The organism is Methylorubrum rhodinum (assembly GCF_014199935.1).
Lineage (GTDB): Bacteria > Pseudomonadota > Alphaproteobacteria > Rhizobiales > Beijerinckiaceae > Methylobacterium > Methylobacterium rhodinum.
This window is the reverse complement of the sequence record NZ_JACHOP010000006.1, coordinates 186,646-203,995: the sequence shown is the minus strand read 5'-3', so window position 1 is coordinate 203,995 and position 17,350 is coordinate 186,646. Positions and strand designations below refer to the sequence as shown.

13 protein-coding genes are annotated in these 17,350 nt (G+C 72.0%); 12 read left to right on the top strand and 1 reads right to left on the bottom strand.

Features of this window, described 5'->3' with window-relative positions; genetic code table 11:
* Positions 1-30 precede the first annotated feature (30 nt).
* The gene (locus tag HNR00_RS10060) at positions 31-987 is read left to right on the top strand and encodes a LysR family transcriptional regulator (RefSeq protein WP_183568755.1); all 957 of its coding nucleotides are present in this window, start codon (positions 31-33) and stop codon (positions 985-987) included.
* A gap of 30 nt (positions 988-1,017) precedes the next feature.
* On the opposite strand, the gene HNR00_RS10055 is transcribed toward HNR00_RS10060, so the two are convergent.
* Positions 1,018-1,917: a LysR substrate-binding domain-containing protein gene (locus HNR00_RS10055; protein WP_183568752.1), complete on the bottom strand. Its 900-nt coding sequence runs from the start codon at positions 1,915-1,917 to the stop codon at positions 1,018-1,020.
* A gap of 102 nt (positions 1,918-2,019) precedes the next feature.
* Between HNR00_RS10055 and wrbA the strand changes: the two genes are divergently transcribed.
* From wrbA to fliR, 11 genes are all read left to right on the top strand, one after another.
* Positions 2,020-2,619 (top strand): NAD(P)H:quinone oxidoreductase, encoded by a 600-nt coding sequence (wrbA, locus tag HNR00_RS10050; RefSeq protein ID WP_183568749.1) that lies wholly within the window; start codon positions 2,020-2,022, stop codon positions 2,617-2,619.
* Between the two features lie 29 nt (positions 2,620-2,648).
* Entirely contained in the window at positions 2,649-3,764 is a 1,116-nt protein-coding gene (locus HNR00_RS10045; RefSeq protein ID WP_183568746.1) for an efflux RND transporter periplasmic adaptor subunit, read from the top strand.
* Between the two features lie 60 nt (positions 3,765-3,824).
* Positions 3,825-6,911 (top strand): efflux RND transporter permease subunit, encoded by a 3,087-nt coding sequence (locus HNR00_RS10040; RefSeq protein WP_183568743.1) that lies wholly within the window; start codon positions 3,825-3,827, stop codon positions 6,909-6,911.
* A 578-nt stretch (positions 6,912-7,489) separates the two neighbouring features.
* Positions 7,490-8,701 carry a hydroxymethylglutaryl-CoA synthase gene (locus tag HNR00_RS10035; protein WP_210306389.1) on the top strand — a complete coding sequence of 404 codons (1,212 nt, stop codon included), beginning with the start codon at positions 7,490-7,492 and terminating at the stop codon, positions 8,699-8,701.
* Positions 8,702-8,706: 5 nt separating this feature from the next.
* A complete protein-coding gene (locus tag HNR00_RS10030) occupies positions 8,707-9,522 on the top strand; it encodes an enoyl-CoA hydratase-related protein (protein ID WP_183568740.1) in 816 nt (271 codons plus the stop codon).
* Between the two features lie 39 nt (positions 9,523-9,561).
* Positions 9,562-11,523 (top strand): asparagine synthase (glutamine-hydrolyzing), encoded by a 1,962-nt coding sequence (asnB, locus tag HNR00_RS10025; RefSeq protein ID WP_183568737.1) that lies wholly within the window; start codon positions 9,562-9,564, stop codon positions 11,521-11,523.
* Positions 11,520-12,680 carry an FAD-dependent monooxygenase gene (locus HNR00_RS10020; protein ID WP_246390493.1) on the top strand — a complete coding sequence of 387 codons (1,161 nt, stop codon included), beginning with the start codon at positions 11,520-11,522 and terminating at the stop codon, positions 12,678-12,680. The genes asnB and HNR00_RS10020 overlap by 4 nt, the downstream gene beginning before the upstream one ends.
* Positions 12,680-13,765 carry an acyl-CoA dehydrogenase family protein gene (locus tag HNR00_RS10015; RefSeq protein WP_183568733.1) on the top strand — a complete coding sequence of 362 codons (1,086 nt, stop codon included), beginning with the start codon at positions 12,680-12,682 and terminating at the stop codon, positions 13,763-13,765. The genes HNR00_RS10020 and HNR00_RS10015 overlap by 1 nt, the downstream gene beginning before the upstream one ends.
* A gap of 3 nt (positions 13,766-13,768) precedes the next feature.
* Positions 13,769-14,245, top strand: a complete 477-nt coding sequence (locus HNR00_RS10010) for a PaaI family thioesterase (protein WP_183568730.1) — start codon at positions 13,769-13,771, stop codon at positions 14,243-14,245.
* Positions 14,246-14,498: 253 nt separating this feature from the next.
* Positions 14,499-16,580 (top strand): flagellar biosynthesis protein FlhA, encoded by a 2,082-nt coding sequence (flhA, locus tag HNR00_RS10005; RefSeq protein WP_183568727.1) that lies wholly within the window; start codon positions 14,499-14,501, stop codon positions 16,578-16,580.
* Positions 16,577-17,347: a flagellar biosynthesis protein FliR gene (gene fliR, locus HNR00_RS10000; RefSeq protein WP_183568724.1), complete on the top strand. Its 771-nt coding sequence runs from the start codon at positions 16,577-16,579 to the stop codon at positions 17,345-17,347. The genes flhA and fliR overlap by 4 nt, the downstream gene beginning before the upstream one ends.
* The last annotated feature ends 3 nt before the right edge of the window (positions 17,348-17,350 follow it).

Here is a 17,350-nt window from a genome sequence, read left to right as displayed (position 1 = left end):
TCGGGGGCGTCGGACTCGGACGGAGGCGGAATGGACAGGTCGTTCGCGCGAATCACGCTGGAACAGTGGCGGGCCTTCGTGGCCGCGGCGCAGAGCGGCAGCTTCCTCCAGGCGGCCGAGCGGCTCGGCAAGACGCAGTCCGCGATCAGCCACGCGGTGCGGAAGATGGAGGAGTGCCTCGGCCAGGACCTGTTCGTGGTCGAGGGCCGCCGGACCCGGCTGACCCATATGGGCCGGATGGTGCTGCCGCGCGCCCGCGAGCTCGTCGGGCACGCCGCGCAGATCGAGCGGTTCTGCACCGGCTTCGACCCCGAGGCCGAGGGCGAGGTCGCCATCGCGATCGACATCATCTTCCCGCGCCCCCTCCTGTTCCGGGCGCTCTCGGACTACGCGCGGATCTACCCCAACCTCTCGGTGATCGTGCATGAGACGGCGCTCTCGGGCGCGAAGGCGATGATGGAGGACGGGCGCATCAGCATCGCCATCGCCGGTCAGCTCCCCACGAGCACGATCGTCGAGCCGATCCTGCCGGTGCGCTTCCTGTGCGTGGCGGCGCCCGGCCACCCGCTCCAGGCCCTGCCCGAACCGACCCACGCCGTCCTCAAGGAGCACCGGCAGGTGGTCCTGAGCGATTCCGGCCCGCGGGGCGTCGACAGCGGCTGGCTCGGCTCGCGCCGCCGCTGGACCGTCAGCCACATCGCCACCTCGATCGCCCTGGTCTGCGCGGGGGAGGGCTTCGCGTGGCTGCCCGAGCACGCGATCCGGGACGAGCTCGCCGCCGGCCGCCTGCGGCCGCTGCCCCTCGCCCAGGGTGCCCGCCGCGTCGTCCAGCTCCATCTCGGCTACATGGACCACGATGGCGACATGCGGCAGGTGCTCGACCTCGTCGGCGTGTTCCGCGACGCGGTCGCGGATGCGGAGGACGAGGACGTCGGTCCGGATGGTGGCCGCCGGCCATCGGACGACGACGCGGGAGCGAGGACGTAGCGCGTCGTGCCGGTCGGGGCTTCCGGCGGGTCAGCCGTCGGCGCCGAAGCGCTCGGCGAGGAAGTCGATCAGCACCCGCACGCTCGGCGCGAGGCTGCGCCGGGAGGGGAACACCGCGTGGATGATGCCGGGGGTCGGCGTCCAGTCCGGCAGCACCCGTTCGAGCGCGCCGGCCGCGATGTGGTCGCGCACGAGGTAGACGGGCAGCTGGACGATGCCGACGCCGTCGATGGCCGCCTGCCGCAGGGTCACCATGTCGTCCGAGGTGAAGCGCGGCGCGAAGGGGACACTCGCCAGATGCCCGTCCGCGCTTCCGAGCTCCCAGGCGTGGCGGGTCTCGGAGCGGATCAGGTCGATGCCTTCGAGGCCGCGCAGGTCGTCCGGATGCCGCGGCCGGTCCCGGCGGGCCAGCAGCGCCGGCTGGCCGACGAGCGCCTGCTCGCTCCGCGCCAGGACCCGCATGACGAGGTCGCTGTCGTCGAGCGGCGGGAAGCGCACCCGCAGGGCCACGTCGATCCCCTCCTCGATCATGTCGACGCGGCGGTTCGTGGCGATCAGCCGGACCGCGACCTTCGGGTAGTCGAGCAGGAAGTGCGAGAGCATCGAGGAGACCCGCGCCTGGGCGAGCGCGATCGGGCAGCTCACGCGCAACTGCCCGTGCGGCTCGGCGCGCCAGCGCTCGACCGTCTCCTGCGCGGCCTGCGCCTCGGCATCGATGGCCCGGCAATGGACGAGATAGACCTCGCCGATCTCGGTCAGTGAGAAGCGGCTCGACGTGCGCTGGATCAGCCGGGCGCCGATCGCTTCCTCCAGGGCCGAGATGCGTCGGCTCAAGGTCGATTTCGGCAGGCCGAGGGCCCGGGCGGCAGGCGAGAAGCCGCCGTGCTCGGCGACCTTCGCGAACAGCAGGAGATCGGTGAGGTTGTGCATGGCCTCGTTCCATTTCCGGAACGGGGCGTGCCATCCATCGCTCCTCCCGGCAAGGGGGCCGACGCCTAGCTCTCGGGCCGTACCGCAGCGAAGGAGGCCCCCGTGCCCAAGGTTCTCGTGCTCTATCACTCCACCTACGGCCACGTCGAGGCGATGGCCGAGGCCGTCGCCGAGGGCGCCCGCGAGGCCGGCGCCGAGGTGGCGATCCGGCGCGTTCCGGAAACGGTCCCCGAGGCGGTGGCCCGCCAGTCCGGCTACAAGCTCGATCAGGCTGCCCCGCTCGCGCGCGTCGAGGAGTTGCCGGACTACGACGCGATCATCGTCGGCGCGGGCACCCGCTACGGACGCCTGCCGGCCCAGATGGCGGACTTCCTCGACCGGACCGGCGGCCTCTGGGCCGAGGGCGCCCTGAACGGCAAGGTCGGGGCGGTCTTCACCGCGACGGCGACCCAGCACGGCGGGCAGGAGACGACCCTGTTCTCCCTGATCACCAACCTGATGCATCTCGGCCTCGTGATCGTCGGGCTGCCCTACGGCTTCAAGGGGCAGATGACCCTCGACGCGGTGAGCGGCGGCAGCCCCTACGGCGCCACCACGATCACCGCCGGCGACGGGTCACGCACCCCGAGCCGGAACGAGCTCGACGGCGCCCGCTTCCAGGGCCGGCACGTCGCGCAGGTCGCCGCCCGCCTCGCCGCCTGATCCCGCCTGCCCCCGCAAGGAGACGCGCCATGCGCATAGCCCGATCGGTTGCCCTCGCGCTCGCCCTTGCGCTCGCCGGAGGGTCGGCGGCGGGCTGGCTCCGGGCCACCCGCGCCGAGGAGGCTCCCGCCGGCAAGCCGGAGACCGTCCAGGCGGTGGAGACCGAGGCGGTCTCCACCGAGCCCGTCGCCCGCACCGTCACCGCCGCGGCTTCGCTGCGGGCGGTGCGGCAGGTGATGCTCTCGGCGGAGGTCGGCGGCCGGGTCACGGCGATCCGTTTCGAGGGCGGCGGGCGCGTCGCGGCGGGTGCGCCCCTCGTCGAGCTCTTCGCCGACCCGCAGCGGGCCGAACTCGAACGCTACCGCGCCGACGAGACGCTGGCCCGGCTGCAACTCGACCGCGGCAGCGAGCTCCTGCAGCGCGCGGCGACCGCGCAGGCCGAGGTCGACAAGCGCCGGGCGGGCCTCGACCAGGCCCGGGCCCTGCGCGAGGGCGCGGAGGCGGCGCTGGCGCAGCGCACCGTGCGGGCGCCGTTCGCGGGCGAGCTCGGCCTGCGCCGGACCGATCTCGGCCACACCCTCAAGCCCGGCGACCCGATCGCCACCCTGACCGATCTCGACGCGCTCTACGTCGACTTCGCGCTGCCGCAGCGCCACCTCGCGGACCTGCGCGTCGGGCAGGCGGTGGAGGTGGAGAGCGACGCGGCGGGCGGGCGGCGCTTCACCGCGCGGATCGAGACCATCGATCCGCAGATCGACCCCACCACCCGCAACATCGCCCTGCGGGCGCGGCTCGACAACCGCGAGGCCTTGCTGCGTCCGGGTGCCGCCGCCTCGGCGACGCTCGGCTTCGCCCCGGAGGTCGGTGGCCTCAGCGTGCCCGAGACCGCGATCGTGGCGAGCGCGGCCAGCGACACCGCCTTCGTGGTGCGCGACATCGACGCCGCGGGCCGCGGGCGGGCCGAGCAGGTCGCGGTCACCACCGGCCGCCGCCGGGACGGTCGCGTTGCCGTCACCGGCGGCCTCCGCGCCGGCGAGACGGTCGTCACCGCCGGCCAGATCCGCTTGAGCCCCGGCGCCGCCGTACGGGTCGATCCGTCCGTCCGCCCGGTCGCCACGGCCTCCGTCGGCGCCGGCCCGCGCTGACCCACCCCATCCGCCGACCCCATCCGCCAAATCCATCCGGAAGACGCGAGGAACCCGCCGATGGCCTTCACGGACCTGTTCGTGCGCCGCCCGACCCTGGCGATCGTCGTCAGCCTGCTTCTGCTGATCGGCGGCGGCTTCGCGCTCTTCTCCCTGCCGCTGCGCCAGTATCCCAAGCTGCAGAGCGCGGCGATCACCGTCGAGACGCGCTATCCCGGCGCGGCGCAGGACCTGATGCAGGGCTTCGTCACCGCCCCGCTGTCCCAGGCCGTGGCGACCGCCGACGGCATCGAGTACCTGACCTCGATCTCGACGGAGGGGCGCAGCCTGATCAAGGCGCGCCTGCGGCTCGACGCGGACGCCGACCGCAGCCTGTCCGAGATCATGGCCAAGGTGCAGCAGACGAAGTACCGCCTGCCCCGTGAGGCGTTCGACCCGGTGATCGAGAAGGTCACCGACGATCCGACCGCGGTCCTGTACGTGGCGCTGATGAGCGACACGCTCCCGGTGCAGGAGATCAACGACTACGCCGTGCGCGCCGTCCAGCCGCTGCTCTCCTCCGTGAAGGGCGTCGCCTCGGCGCAGATCATGGGCGGGCGCAACCTCGCCATGCGGGTCTGGCTCGACCCGGACAGGCTCGCCGCCCACGACGTCACCGCCGCGGAGGTGTCGCAGGCGCTCGCGCGCAACAACGTCCAGATCGCCGCCGGGCAGGTGAAGGGCGCGATGACCGCCGCGGCGGTCGCCGCCGACACCGACACGCAGGATCCCGAATCCTTCCGCCGCATGGTCCTGCGCGACGGGATCGCCCCCGTGCGCCTGGAGGACGTCGCCCGCATCGAGGTCGGCGGCCAGGACTACGAGCAGAGCGCGCTCATCAACGGCCGCCGGGCGGTGGTCGTGGCCGTCAACGGCACGCCCGAGGCCAACCCGCTGGAGATCGTCGCGGCGGTGACCGGCCTGCTGCCGCAGCTCCAACGCGCGAAGCCGCCGGGCCTCGAGATCGGCAACGTCTTCGACGTCGCCCGCTTCGTGCGCGCGGCCCTGAAGGAGGTCGAGCACACGCTGGTCGAGGCCGCCCTCGTCGTCGTGGCGGTGATCTTCCTGTTCCTCGGCTCCTGGCGGGCCGTGCTGATCCCGATGGTGACGATCCCGCTCTCGCTGGTCGGGGCCGCCGGGCTGATGCTGCTGGCCGGGTTCAGCCTCAACCTGCTCACCCTGCTCGCGATGGTGCTGGCCATCGGCCTCGTCGTGGACGACGCCATCGTCGTGGTCGAGAACGTCTACCGGCACATCGAGGAGGGCCTGAGCCCGTTCGAGGCCTCCCTGCGGGGCGCGCGCGAGGTGGTCGGCCCCGTCATCGCCATGACGATCACGCTGGCGGCGGTCTACGCGCCGATCGGGCTGATGGGCGGGCTGACCGGCTCGCTGTTCCGCGAGTTCGCCTTCACCCTGGCGGGCGCCGTGCTGGTCTCGGGGCTCGTGGCCCTGTGCGTGTCGCCGATGATGAGCGCGCTGCTGCTGCGCCCGCAGAGCCCGCGGGGGCTCGGCGCGCGGATCGAGCGGGTCTTCGCCCGGCTCGCGGAGCGCTACGCGCGGCTCCTGCGCGCCACCCTGCGGGTCCGCCCGCTCATGCTGCTGGCCGGCCTCGCCACCCTCGTCGGCACTGGATTCCTCTATGCCGGCGTCCAGCGGGAATTCGCCCCGAGCGAGGACCAGGGCACGGTGATGGAGGTCGCCAAGGCGCCCCGCTACGCCAACCTCGACTACACCGAGCGCTATTCGGCGCAGCTGGAGGCGGCCTTCCGACGCCTGCCGGAGACCGACACGACCTGGGTGCTCAACGGCTCCAGCCAGACGGAGCCCGGCCCGCGCTCGGTCTTCGCGGGCGTCAACCTCGCGCCCTGGGACAAGCGGACGCGCAGCGCCGCCGCGATCATGGCCGAACTCCAGGCCGACGGCGCCCAGAATCCGGGCCTCGCCGTGATGGCCTTCCTGCTGCCGGCCCTGCCGACCGCGCCGGGCCTGCCGGTGCAGATGGTCCTGCGCGGGCCGGTCGACTTCGCGCAGCTCCAGGCCGAGAACGCGCGCCTTCAGAAGGAGATGCGCGAGAGCGGCCTGTTCGCGGTGGTCGATTCCGACCTGTCCTGGGACAAGCCCGGGGTCGCGCTCTCGGTCGATCGCGACCGGGCGAGCGACCTCGGCCTGTCGATGCGCGACGTGGCCGGCACCCTCGCGATCCTGGTGGGCGAGAACTACGTCAACCGCTTCGCCTTCCGCGGGCGGTCCTACGACGTCATCCCGCAGGTCGAGCGCCGCTTCCGGGCCGATCCGGCCGACCTCGGCCGCTTCTACCTGCGGGCCCGCTCGGGCGCGCTCCTGCCGCTCGATACGGTGGTGCGCCCGTCCCGGCGCGCCGAGCCGAACCAGCTCGGCCAGTACGACCAGATGAACGCGGCGACCCTCTCGGCCGTCCCGGCTCCGGGCGTGACGATGGGGCGGGCGGTGGCCTTCCTGAAGGAGCGGACCCAGGCGCTGCCCGCCGGGCTCGACGTCGCGTGGCTCGGCGAATCGCGCCAGTTCGTCACCGAGGGCGACCAGCTCACGATCGCCTTCGGCCTCGCCCTCGTGGTGATCTTCCTCGTGCTGGCCGCGCAGTTCGACAGCTTCCGCGATCCGCTGGTGATCCTGGTGAGCGTGCCGCTCTCGATCTTCGGGGCGCTGCTGCCGCTCTGGCTCGGCTACGCCACGCTCAACATCTTCACCCAGATCGGCCTCGTGACCCTCGTCGGGCTCATCGCCAAGCACGGCATCCTGATGACGGCCTTCGCCAACGAACTCCAGGCGAGCCGCGGGCTCGACCGCGGGGCGGCGATCGTCGAGGCCGCCCGCATCCGCCTGAGGCCGATCCTGATGACCACGGCGGCGATGGTGGTCGGCCTCCTGCCCCTGGTCTTCGCCGACGGAGCGGGCGCGGCGAGCCGCTTCGCCATCAGCGTGGTGGTGGTGGCGGGGATGCTGGTGGGCACGCTGTTCACGCTGATCGTGCTGCCGAGCGTCTACACGGTGCTGGCCCGCGACCACCGCCCCGACGCGGCCGAAGAACCGGTCGAGGACCCGGCCGGCCTGACCGCGCCGGCGGAGTGACCCTCAACGCCACCTGAAGTCGTCGAAGCTTCGGCCTGGACGCCCCCGCAGCCCACCGGTGCGGGGGCGTTCGCATATGCAGCAAGGGGCCGCGCAGGCGCCGCCTCACCATACCGTCGAATGAATTATCTACAATATATTTATCGGCGAGGACGATCCGGCGCGCAGCACCGATCGGATTTTCGGCCCATCTTTGCCTTCCTCGCAAGATACGATAAATCTTGTCGCGATATAAACGGAGAATAATTTTTTCACTCTATCAGTCCGTGAGGACATCAAGAGTCGAAAGCCGGACTGGTTCCATGAGAGGGATTCTCGAATAGGCCCGATATTTCGAACTTTTTCTGAATCGTTGGCGCGTGCGATGACCTTGGGCGACGACGCAGTGCAACACGGGGCGGGCACGGAAACATCCGGCTCCCCTTCCGCTCCGGCCCCAGGGCCCGGCGACTGCACAACCTGAGATGAAAATCTTGGAGCGTCGGGACGCGCCATCCGATCCGATGGCCGCGCCCGCCGCGCATTCCGGTGCGCTCGAGCAACGTGACGAAGCACGAAGCAGAGAGGACGACCCGCCAATGACCCTCATCAACGCCGTCGGCATCGACGACATCGCGATCTACAGCCCCGGCCACTATTACGATCTGGCCGACCTCGCCGCCGCCCACGGGATCGACCCGGCCAAGTACACGAAGGGGATCGGCCAGGAGCGCATGGCCGTTCCCTCGCCCGATGAGGACATCGTCACCATGGCGGCCAACGCCGTGGCGCCGCTCCTGAGCGACGGGGTTCGCGATGCCGTCAGCACGGTGATCTTCGCCACCGAGAGCGGCATCGACCAGTCGAAGTCGGCGGGCCTGTTCGTGCACGGCGTGCTCGGCCTCCGGCCGAACTGCCGGGTCGTGGAGTTCAAGCAGGCCTGCTACGGCGCCACCGCCGGCATCCAGTTCGCCTGCGACCTCGTGCGCCAGCGCCCCGCCGAGAAGGTGCTGATCATCGCCTCCGACATCGCCCGCTACGAGCGCGGCTCCGAGGGCGAGTGCACGCAGGGGGCCGGCGCCGTGGCGATGGTGGTCTCGGCCAATCCGCGCCTCATCGAGATCCACCCCCAGAGCGGCCTGTTCAGCCTCGACGTCATGGACTTCTGGCGGCCGAACCACCGCTCCGCGGCGCTGGTCGACGGCAAGCTCTCCATCGACGTCTACCTGCGCTCGCTCACCGAGGCCTGGGCGGACTTTCGCCGCAAGGGCGGCCTGCCGCTCGACGCGGTGGACAAGCTCTGCTTCCACCAGCCCTTCACGAAGATGGCCAAGAAGGCCTTCGGGGCGCTGGCCGAGGCCGCCGGCCCCGAGGCCGCCCATCTCGGCGAGGCGAGCTACGCCGACAGCCAGGTCTACGGCCGCCTGATCGGCAACACCTACTCGGCCTCGCTCTACATCGGCCTGTGCTCGCTCCTCGACAATTGCGCCGAGAATCTCGGCGGGCGCACCATCGGCCTGTTCAGCTACGGCAGCGGCTCCGTGGGCGAGTTCTTCACCGCGACCGTGCGGCCGAGCTACCGCCGCTACCTGCGCGCCGACGCCCACCGGACGATGCTCGACGCGCGCCAGCGCCTCGACGACGCGACCTACGCCGCCTGGTTCTACGAGGTGCCCAAGCAGGTCGAGGACCGTGCGCTGCCCCAGGAGGCCGCCGGGCGCTTCCGCCTCGCGGCGGTCGAGGAGCAGCGCCGGGTCTACGAGGAGGCGATCCCCGAGGCCCAGCTCGTGCCGCTCCAGGCCGTGGCCTGATCGCCATGGACCGGTCCGTCCACGTGAGCCGCCGCGTGTCCCGCGGCGGCGCGGAGATCGCCGAGATCCGCCTCGCCCGGCCGCGGCGCGGCAACGCCCTCGACGAGGTCATGCTCGGCGAGATCGCGGAAGCCGCGGCGGATCTCGCCCGGGATCCGGCCCTGCGGGCCGTGCTCCTCACCGGCGAGGGGCGCCACTTCTGCGCCGGCGCCGACCTGAACTGGATGCGCCGCGGGGCCTGCATGGCCGAGGCCGACAACCTGCGGGACGCGCGCCACCTCGTGACGGCGTTGCGCGGCCTCTCGGCCCTGCCGATGCCGGTGATCGCGGTGGCCCAGGGCTGCACCTACGGCGGCGGGCTCGGGCTGCTCGCCTGCGCCGACATGGTGCTGGCCGAGGAGGCCGCGACCTTCCGGTTCAGCGAGCCCTGCCTCGGGCTCGTGCCGGCGGTGATCGGGCCCTTCGTGGTCCGCGCCATCGGCGTGCGCCGGGCGCGCGGCCGCTTCCTGGCGGCGGAGGCGTTCGGTGCGCGCGCCGCCCTCGCGGACGGCCTCGTCCACGAGGTGGTGGCGGCGGACGCCCTGCCGGAGCGCGTCGAGGCGCTGCTGGCCTCGGTCGCGGCCTGCGGCCCCGAGGCCCTGCGCGGCTGCAAGAGCCTGCTGGGACAGCTCCAGGAGCATGACGGGCTCTCGGAGGAGGCGGAGAGCACCTGCCGCCTCATCGCCCGCCTGCGGGTCGGCGCGGAGGCGCAGGAGGGCATGGCCGCCTTCCTGGCCAAGCGACGCCCCGCCTGGATCCCGGCCGTCGGCGAGGCCGCCTGAGGCCCCGCCACCCCTTTCCAACCCGATAGGAGATCGACCATGTGCGGCTTCCTCGCCGTCCAGAGCGGCACCCGCCCGATCGCGCGCCGCGACATCCTCGCCGGCCTCGCGGCGATCCGCCACCGCGGCCCCGACGAGCACGACGTCTGGCTGGACCCGCGGGCGGGCGTCGCCCTCGGCCACACCCGCCTCAGCATCATCGGCCTCGACAACGGGCGCCAGCCCATCGCCTCGGCGGACGGGCAGGTGCAGCTCATCGTCAACGGCGAGTTCTACGACTTCGAGCGCATCCGCGCCGAGCTGGAGGCGCGCGGCTGCCGCTTCCGCACCGAGAGCGACAGCGAGATCGCGCTGCACCTCTACCGCGAGTTCGGCACGGCCGGGCTGGAGCGCCTGCGCGGCGAGTTCGCGCTCGTGCTCTACGATGCCGCCGAGCGCCAGCTCGTGGCCATGCGCGACCGCTTCGGCATCAAGCCGCTCTTCGTCGCCGAGCACGCGGGCGCCCTCTACGTCGGCTCCGAGGTCAAGGCGCTGCTCGCCGCCGGCGTGCCCGCGGTCTGGGACGAGGACGCCTACGTCTCCCGCGGCTTCTACCTCGGCGACCGCACCCTGTTCCGGAACGTGCGCAGCCTCGCGCCGGGCCACATCCTGACCGCCTCGCCGGGCCGCGTCCGCGAGCGCGCCTACTGGGACCTCGACTTCGCCACGGCGCAAACCCTGGCCGAGGGGGATATGGGCGAGGCGGAGGCCGTCGAGGCCCTGCGGGCGGCCGTGCTGGAGGCGGTCTCGCTGCGGCTGCGCGCCGACGTGCCGGTCGCTGTCTACCTCAGCGGGGGCATCGATTCCTCGGCGATGCTCGGCTGCGCCACGCACCTGCGCGAGGCGCCGCTCGACGCCTTCAACCTCTCCTTCACCGACGACGGGGATTACGACGAGCGCCGCTTCGCCGCGGAGGCCGCCGCCTTCAACGGTGCCCGCTTCCACCCGATCCCGGTCGCGCAGGACGATCTCGCCGACGACTTCGAGGACGCGCTCTGGCACAACGAGACGCCGTTCTTCAACGCGCACGGCGTCGCCAAGTACCGTCTGAGCCGGGCGGTCGCGCAGGCCGGCTTCAAGGTGGTGCTCACCGGCGAGGGCGCCGACGAGATGTTCGCCGGCTATCCCCATTTCCGCCGCGACATGATCCTGCACAACCCGGAGGGCCAGGACCCGGCCGTGCTCCGCGAACTGCGCGAGCGGCTCGCCGCGAGCGAGGGCGGCTACGGCCGCGAGGCCCTGCCCGCCGACGCCGCGTGGATGACGGAGCGCCTCGGCCATGGGGTCTCCTGGGTCGCCAACCAGGCGGGCTGGTTCGATGCGCTCCAGCGGCTCTACGATGGCGGGCTGCGCGCCCGCGCCGCGGGAATCGCCCCCTACCGGCGCTTCTACAACGGCCTCGACCACCCGCGGCTCTCGGGCCGCGACCCGGTTCACCGCTCGATGTATCTCTGGGCCAAGAGCTTCCTGCCGAACTTCGTGCTGACGACGCTCGGCGACCGGATGGAGATGGCCAACAGCATCGAGGGCCGCGTGCCGCTCCTCGACCACCACGTCGCGGAACTCGCCGCGCGCATCCCGGTCCGCCACAAGATCCGCGGTGCCACGGAGAAGCACGTCTTCCGCGAGGCGATGCGGCCGTTCCTGCCGGACGCCCTCTACCGGCGCAAGAAGCACTACTTCCGCGCGCCCCCCGCGACGCCCCGGCGCGAGGACCGGCTCTCGCAGCTCGTGCGCGACACCCTCGCGAGCCGGGCGCTGGAGGCCCTGCCCTTCTTCGACGCGGGGGCCGTGCGGCGTGCCTACGCGCAGGCCGCCGACTTGCCGCCCGCCGGCCAGGCCGCCCTCGACCCGATGTTCACCGAGATCACCAGTCTGTGCCTGATGCAGCGCCGCTTCGGCCTGTCCACCGACACCTCGTCCGGTCCCTCGGCCGGCGGGAGCCTGGAGGTTGCGGCATGAGCGGCACGGCGATTCCCGGCACGGGCGGCGCGATGCGGGTCGGCATCGTCGGCGCGGGCCTCAACGGGCTGGCCTTCGCCCTCCTCCTGCGGCGCCTCGGCATCGAGGCGCAGGTGTTCGAGCGCGGCGACGGCCCCCGGGACGCGGGCTCGGGCATCTATGTCTGGCCGCAGGGGGTGCAGGTGCTGCGCTTCATCTTCGGCGACGACCGCGTCCTGGCGGCCGGCCAGCCGATCGAGCACCTCGACACCCACGACCGCCACGGCCGGCTGATCCACAGCCAGCCGGTCCGGCTCGAAGGGTTCGACTTCCCGGCGCCCGCGGTGATGTTCCACCGCACCCGCCTGTTCCGGCTGCTGCGCGAGGCGCTGCCGCCGGACGCGGTGGTCTACGGGGCGCCCTGCACGGAGATCGAGCAGGACGCGGAGGGCGCCACGATCCGCCTCGCCGACGGCGGGCGCCGCCGCTTCGACCTCGTGGTCGGAACGGACGGCGTCTTCTCCGGGGTGCGCGCGCACGTCGCCCCGGAGGCGCGGGCGGTCGATACCGGGGTGGCGGCCTGCCGCGGCATCGTCACCTTCGATCATCCGGCGCTCGCCGGCGACCGCTGCCAGATCTTCAGCTACGACGGCGCCCGGGTCGTGACCTACCCGCTCGATGCGGCGCAGGGGCTGCGCTACTGGTTCTACGCCTACCCGCACCACGGCGCGCCGCTGCTGGAGAAGGCGCGGATCGAGGCGCATCTCTCCGAGATCGCCGAGCCCCTCCCGGCGATGATCGCCGCGACGGCGCCGGAGCGGATGATCGGAAACCGGCTCCACGCCGTCGAGGGGCTGGCGAAGTGGCACCGCGGCCGGGTGGTCCTGATCGGCGACAGCGCCCACGCGATGCTGCCGACCCTCGGCTACGGCCTGACGCTCGGCCTGGAGAACGGCTTCGCCCTCGCCCAGGCGCTGCTGTGCAACTGCGACGGCAACCTGGAGAGCGCCCTGCGCCGCTTCGACCGGCGGGTCGTGGCGCGCTCGCGCGACATGGTCGCGGTGATGAGCGACCTGACCGATCTGTTCTACTTCCGCGCGGAAGGGGCGGTCACAAGCGAGAGCCTCCAGGCCCACATGGCCCGCTTCCGCGGGCTCGCCGAGACGACCGTGTTCTGATGGACGACGGACTCTTCCGCGAGGCCGTCCGGGCCTTCGTCGGGCGCCACGTCGCGCCCCATGTCGAGGATTGGGAGCGGGCGGGCACCTACCCGGCCGAACTCCACGCGCGGGCCGGCGCGGCGGGCCTGCTCGCCTACGGCACGGAGCCGGGCCCCGTACCGCCGAACCGTCCGGTCGAGGCCCGCATCCTCATCGAGGAACTGACCCGCGGCGGCTCCCAGGGGCTGGCGATGGGCCTCGCCTCCCACGGGGTCAGCCTCGCGCTGGTCGCGCAGGCCGGGACCGCCTGGGCGGAGGACCTCACCCGCGCCGTGCTGGCGGGCGAGCGCACGGTGGCCCTGGCGCTGACCGAGCCGGGCGCCGGCTCCGACCTCGCGGCGCTCCGGGCGCGGGCGGAGCCCCGCGCCGACGGGCTGTGGTCGATCACGGGCGAGAAGCGCTTCATCTGCAACGGCGCCCGCGCGGACGCCCTCGTGGTCGGCGCCCGCACCGGGACCGGGATCGGCCTGTTCCTGGCCGAGCGCCCCGATCCGGGCCTGACCGCGGAGGCGATCGAGCCCTCGGGCTGGCGCTGCCTGCCGCTCGCGGGCCTGCGCTTCGAGGCGGTGCCGGCCCGGGCGATCTGCGGGCCGGAGGCCGCCGGCCGGGCCCTCCAGCGGGCGCTGACCCAGGAGCGGCTCAACCTCGCCGCCATGGCGGTCGCCTCCGCCGAGGCGGTGCGGGACGCCGCCGCGCGCCACGCCCGCGTCCGGATCGTGCAGGGCGCGCCGCTCGAGGCGATGTCCCATGTCCGCCATGATCTCGCCGAGGTCGCCACCGCGGTCGCGGTCGCCGCCGCCTTCGTGGCCGGCACCGCGGCCGCCGACGGGGCGGCGCGGGCGGCGATCGCCAAGAACGCGGCCGTGGCCGCCCTCGACCGGGCGGCGACGGCGGCGGTGCGGCTCCACGGCGCGGCCGGCTGCGTCGCGTCGAGCCTCGTCGCGCGGACCCTGCGCGACGCCCCCCTCGTCGCCATCGGCGGCGGCACCACGCAGGTGATGAACGAGATCATCGCCCGCTCCCTCGCGAAGGAGGTCTGTTGACCCATGACGAATGTCGAGTCGGGCACCCGAACGCCGATCCCGCCCCACGCCCGGGCGCACAGCCGGGCGCTGGTCGAGCACCCGTTCCAGCGCCATTGCGGACTGGAGATCCTCGACCAAGCCCCCGGTCGCTGCCGCACGCGGCTGCGCGTCGCTCCCGCAACCGACAACCTCTCGCAGGCGCTGCACGGCGGCGTCACCTACGCGATGATCGACGTGACCAGCATGCTGGCGACGCTGCCGCTGCTGGCCGCGGAGGAGTACGCCGTGAGCACCAGCATGGCGACCACGATCCTGACCGCCGTGCCGCGCGGCGCTCAGGCCGAGTTCGAGAGCGAGGTGATCCGGGCCGGCCGCACGATGATCGTCACCGAGACGAAGGCCTTCCGCATGGAGGCGGATGGCGCCCGAACCCTGTTCGCGACCGCCCAAATCTCGAAGGTCCGCCTCGCCCAGGACATCAGGGCGCCGAATCCTTAGCTCGTATTTTGACAGAGCTTTCACGTCATGGGGCGGACGGAGGCCAGAAGCACGAAGGCGCGTGCCGTTCGGCTCTTGCACTCCCGATCCTTGGCGAGGCGGCGGCCAGCTGACTTCCTCAGATCCTCACTGCAACCTGAGGCTTCCTCTCCACCCTGAGCAGCCATCGACGCGATCGCGTTTCACCCCCGCCCCATCCCCGCGCAAGCTTGCTGCGCGATCACCGCCGCATGAAGCTGGCAGCGGTGTCGTCATGGCGGTGAGCGAGACGCTCGTCCTGGAGAAGAAGTCGCGGCGGGATTTCGGCTTCGCGGCCGGCATCGTCGCGATCCTGGCGGTGCTGTTCCTGCCGGTTCCCGCCGTCCTGATCGATGTCGGGCTGGCCTTCTCGATCGCGCTCTCGGTGCTGATCCTGATGGTGGCGCTCTGGATTCAGAAGCCGCTCGAATTCTCCGCTTTCCCGACCGTGCTGCTCATCGCCACGCTGCTGCGGCTCGCGCTCGGCATCGCGACGACGCGCCTGATCCTGGCCAACGGCCAGAAGGGCGTGGACGCCGCCGGCCACGTCATCCAGGGTTTTTCGCAGTTCGTGATGAGCGGCGATTTCGTGATCGGAATCGTCGTCTTCGTGATCCTGATCACGGTCAACTTCCTCGTCATCACCAAGGGCGCGACCCGCATCGCCGAGGTCGGCGCCCGCTTCACGCTGGATGCCATCCCCGGCAAGCAGATGGCGATCGATGCCGATCTCAATGCCGGCCTGATCGACGACAAGGAGGCGCAGCGCCGCCGCCGGGAGCTGGAGGAAGAATCGGCCTTCTTCGGCTCGATGGACGGCGCCTCGAAATTCGTGCGCGGCGAGGCGGTGGCCTCGCTCATCGTCATCGCGGTCAACGTCTTCGGCGGCATCATCATCGGCACGACGCGCCACGGCATGCCGCTGGGGCAGGCCGCAGACGTCTTCGTCAAGCTGTCGGTCGGCGACGGCCTCGTCTCGCAGATCCCGGCGCTGATCGTGTCGCTGGCCGCCGGCCTCCTGGTCTCGAAGGGCGGCACCCGCGGCACGGCGGAAGAGGCGGTGATGGGCCAGCTCGGCGCCTATCCCCGCGCGCTTCTCGTCTCCGCCGTCCTGATGCTGCTGTTTGCCCTGGTGCCGGGCCTGCCCTTCGTGCCCTTCGTCGCGCTCTCGGGCCTGCTCGGCTTCATGGCGATCACGATCCCCAAGCGCCGCGCCGCCCAGGCCGCGCTCACCGCCGCCAAGACCCGGCTCACCGAGGAGGCCAAGCAGGCCGAGGTGAAGGATTCGGTCAAGGAGCAGCTCAAGACCCCGGAGATCGAGCTGTGCCTCGGCCGTCAGGTCTCGGCGCAGATCCAGACCAGCCACGCCGAATTGCAGCATCGGGTGGCCAAGATGCGCCGCAAGTTCGCGCGCCAGTACGGCTTCGTCGTGCCCGACATCAAGCTCACCGACAGCCTGAGCCTGCCGCCCAAGACCTACCAGATCCGCATCCACGGCACGACCGCCGCGACCCAGGAGATGCGGCCGGGCGAGTTGCTCGTCGTCGTCGGCGAGGGCCCGCGGCCCGACGTGCCCGGCGACGAGGTGCGCGAGCCCGCCTTCGGCATGAAGGCGCTCTGGGTGGTCGACGCCTATGCCGGCGAGGTGCGCCGCTCCGGCTTCGAGGCGATCGACGGCGCCTCGGTGCTGCTGACCCACCTCTCCGAGGTGATCCGCAACAACCTGCCCCAGTTCCTGTCCTACAAGGACATGCGCGCCCTGCTCGACCGGCTCGACCCGGAATACAAGCGCCTGCTCGACGAGATCAGCCCGTCCCAGATCTCCCATTCCGGCCTTCAGGCGGTCTTGAAGCTGCTGCTGTCCGAGCGCGTCTCGATCCGCAACCTGCATCTGATCCTAGAGGCGGTGGCCGAGATCACCCCCCATGCCCGGCGTGCCGAGCAGATCGCCGAGCACGTGCGGATGCGCGTCGCCCAGCAGATCTGCGGCGATCTCGCCGAGGACGGCACGCTCCACGTGCTGCGGCTCGGCGCCAACTGGGATCTCACCTTCCATCAGAGCCTCAAGCGCGACGCCAAGGGCGAGGTGATCGAGTTCGACATCGACCCGCGCCTCGTCGAGCAGTTCGGTTCCGAGGCCGGCACCGCGATCCGCGACCGGATGCGGCAGGTCCACAGCTTCGCCCTCGTCACCGCGCCCGACGCGCGCCCTTATGTCCGCATGATCATCGAGCGCATCTTCCCGACCCTGCCGGTGCTCTCGCATCTCGAGATCGCCCGCGGCGTCGAGATCAAGTCGCTGGGCACCATCGCGTGATCCCCCTGGCCGGCAGCCTGCTCGGGGGGGATGCGGCGCTCGCCACCTTCCTGATCTTCTGCCGCGTCGGCGCCTGCCTCCTCATCGTGCCGGGCCTGTCGAGCCCGCGGGTGCCGGCGCAGGTCCGTCTGCTGATCGCGGGCGGCGTCTCGCTCGCGGTGACGCCGCTGCTGCTGCCGCTGTTCCAGACGAAGGTCTCGGGCCAGGCCCCGACCGAGACGTTGTTCTGGATCGCCAGCGAGACCTTCACCGGGCTGCTGATCGGGCTCCTCGGCCGCATCTTCGTGTTCGTGCTGGAGACCGTGATGAACGCGACCTCGACCATGGTCGGCTTCGGCTCCATGCCGGGCACGCCGGTGGAGGGCACCGACGCGATCCCGGCGGTCGAATCCTTCATCGTCTTCTCCGCGGTCGCGCTGATGTTCGCCGCCGACCTGCACTGGGAGCTGTTTCGCGGGCTGGTCGATTCCTATTCCCGCATCCCGCCGGGCGAGGGCCTCGGCACCCAGACCGCGCTCGTGCGCATCACCGACCAGATCGGCGAGGCCTTCACCCTGGCGCTCCGCATCGCCGCGCCCTTCGTGATCTACGCGGTGGCGGTGAACCTCGCGGCGGGCTTCGTGAACAAGCTCACGCCGACGATTCCGGTCTACTTCGTCGCCACGCCGTTCATCATGTTCGGCGCGCTGATCCTGCTCTACACGGTCGCCGGCGAGTTCATGACCCAGTTCCTCGCGGGCTACGCCCAATGGCTGAGGCGGGGCTGAGAC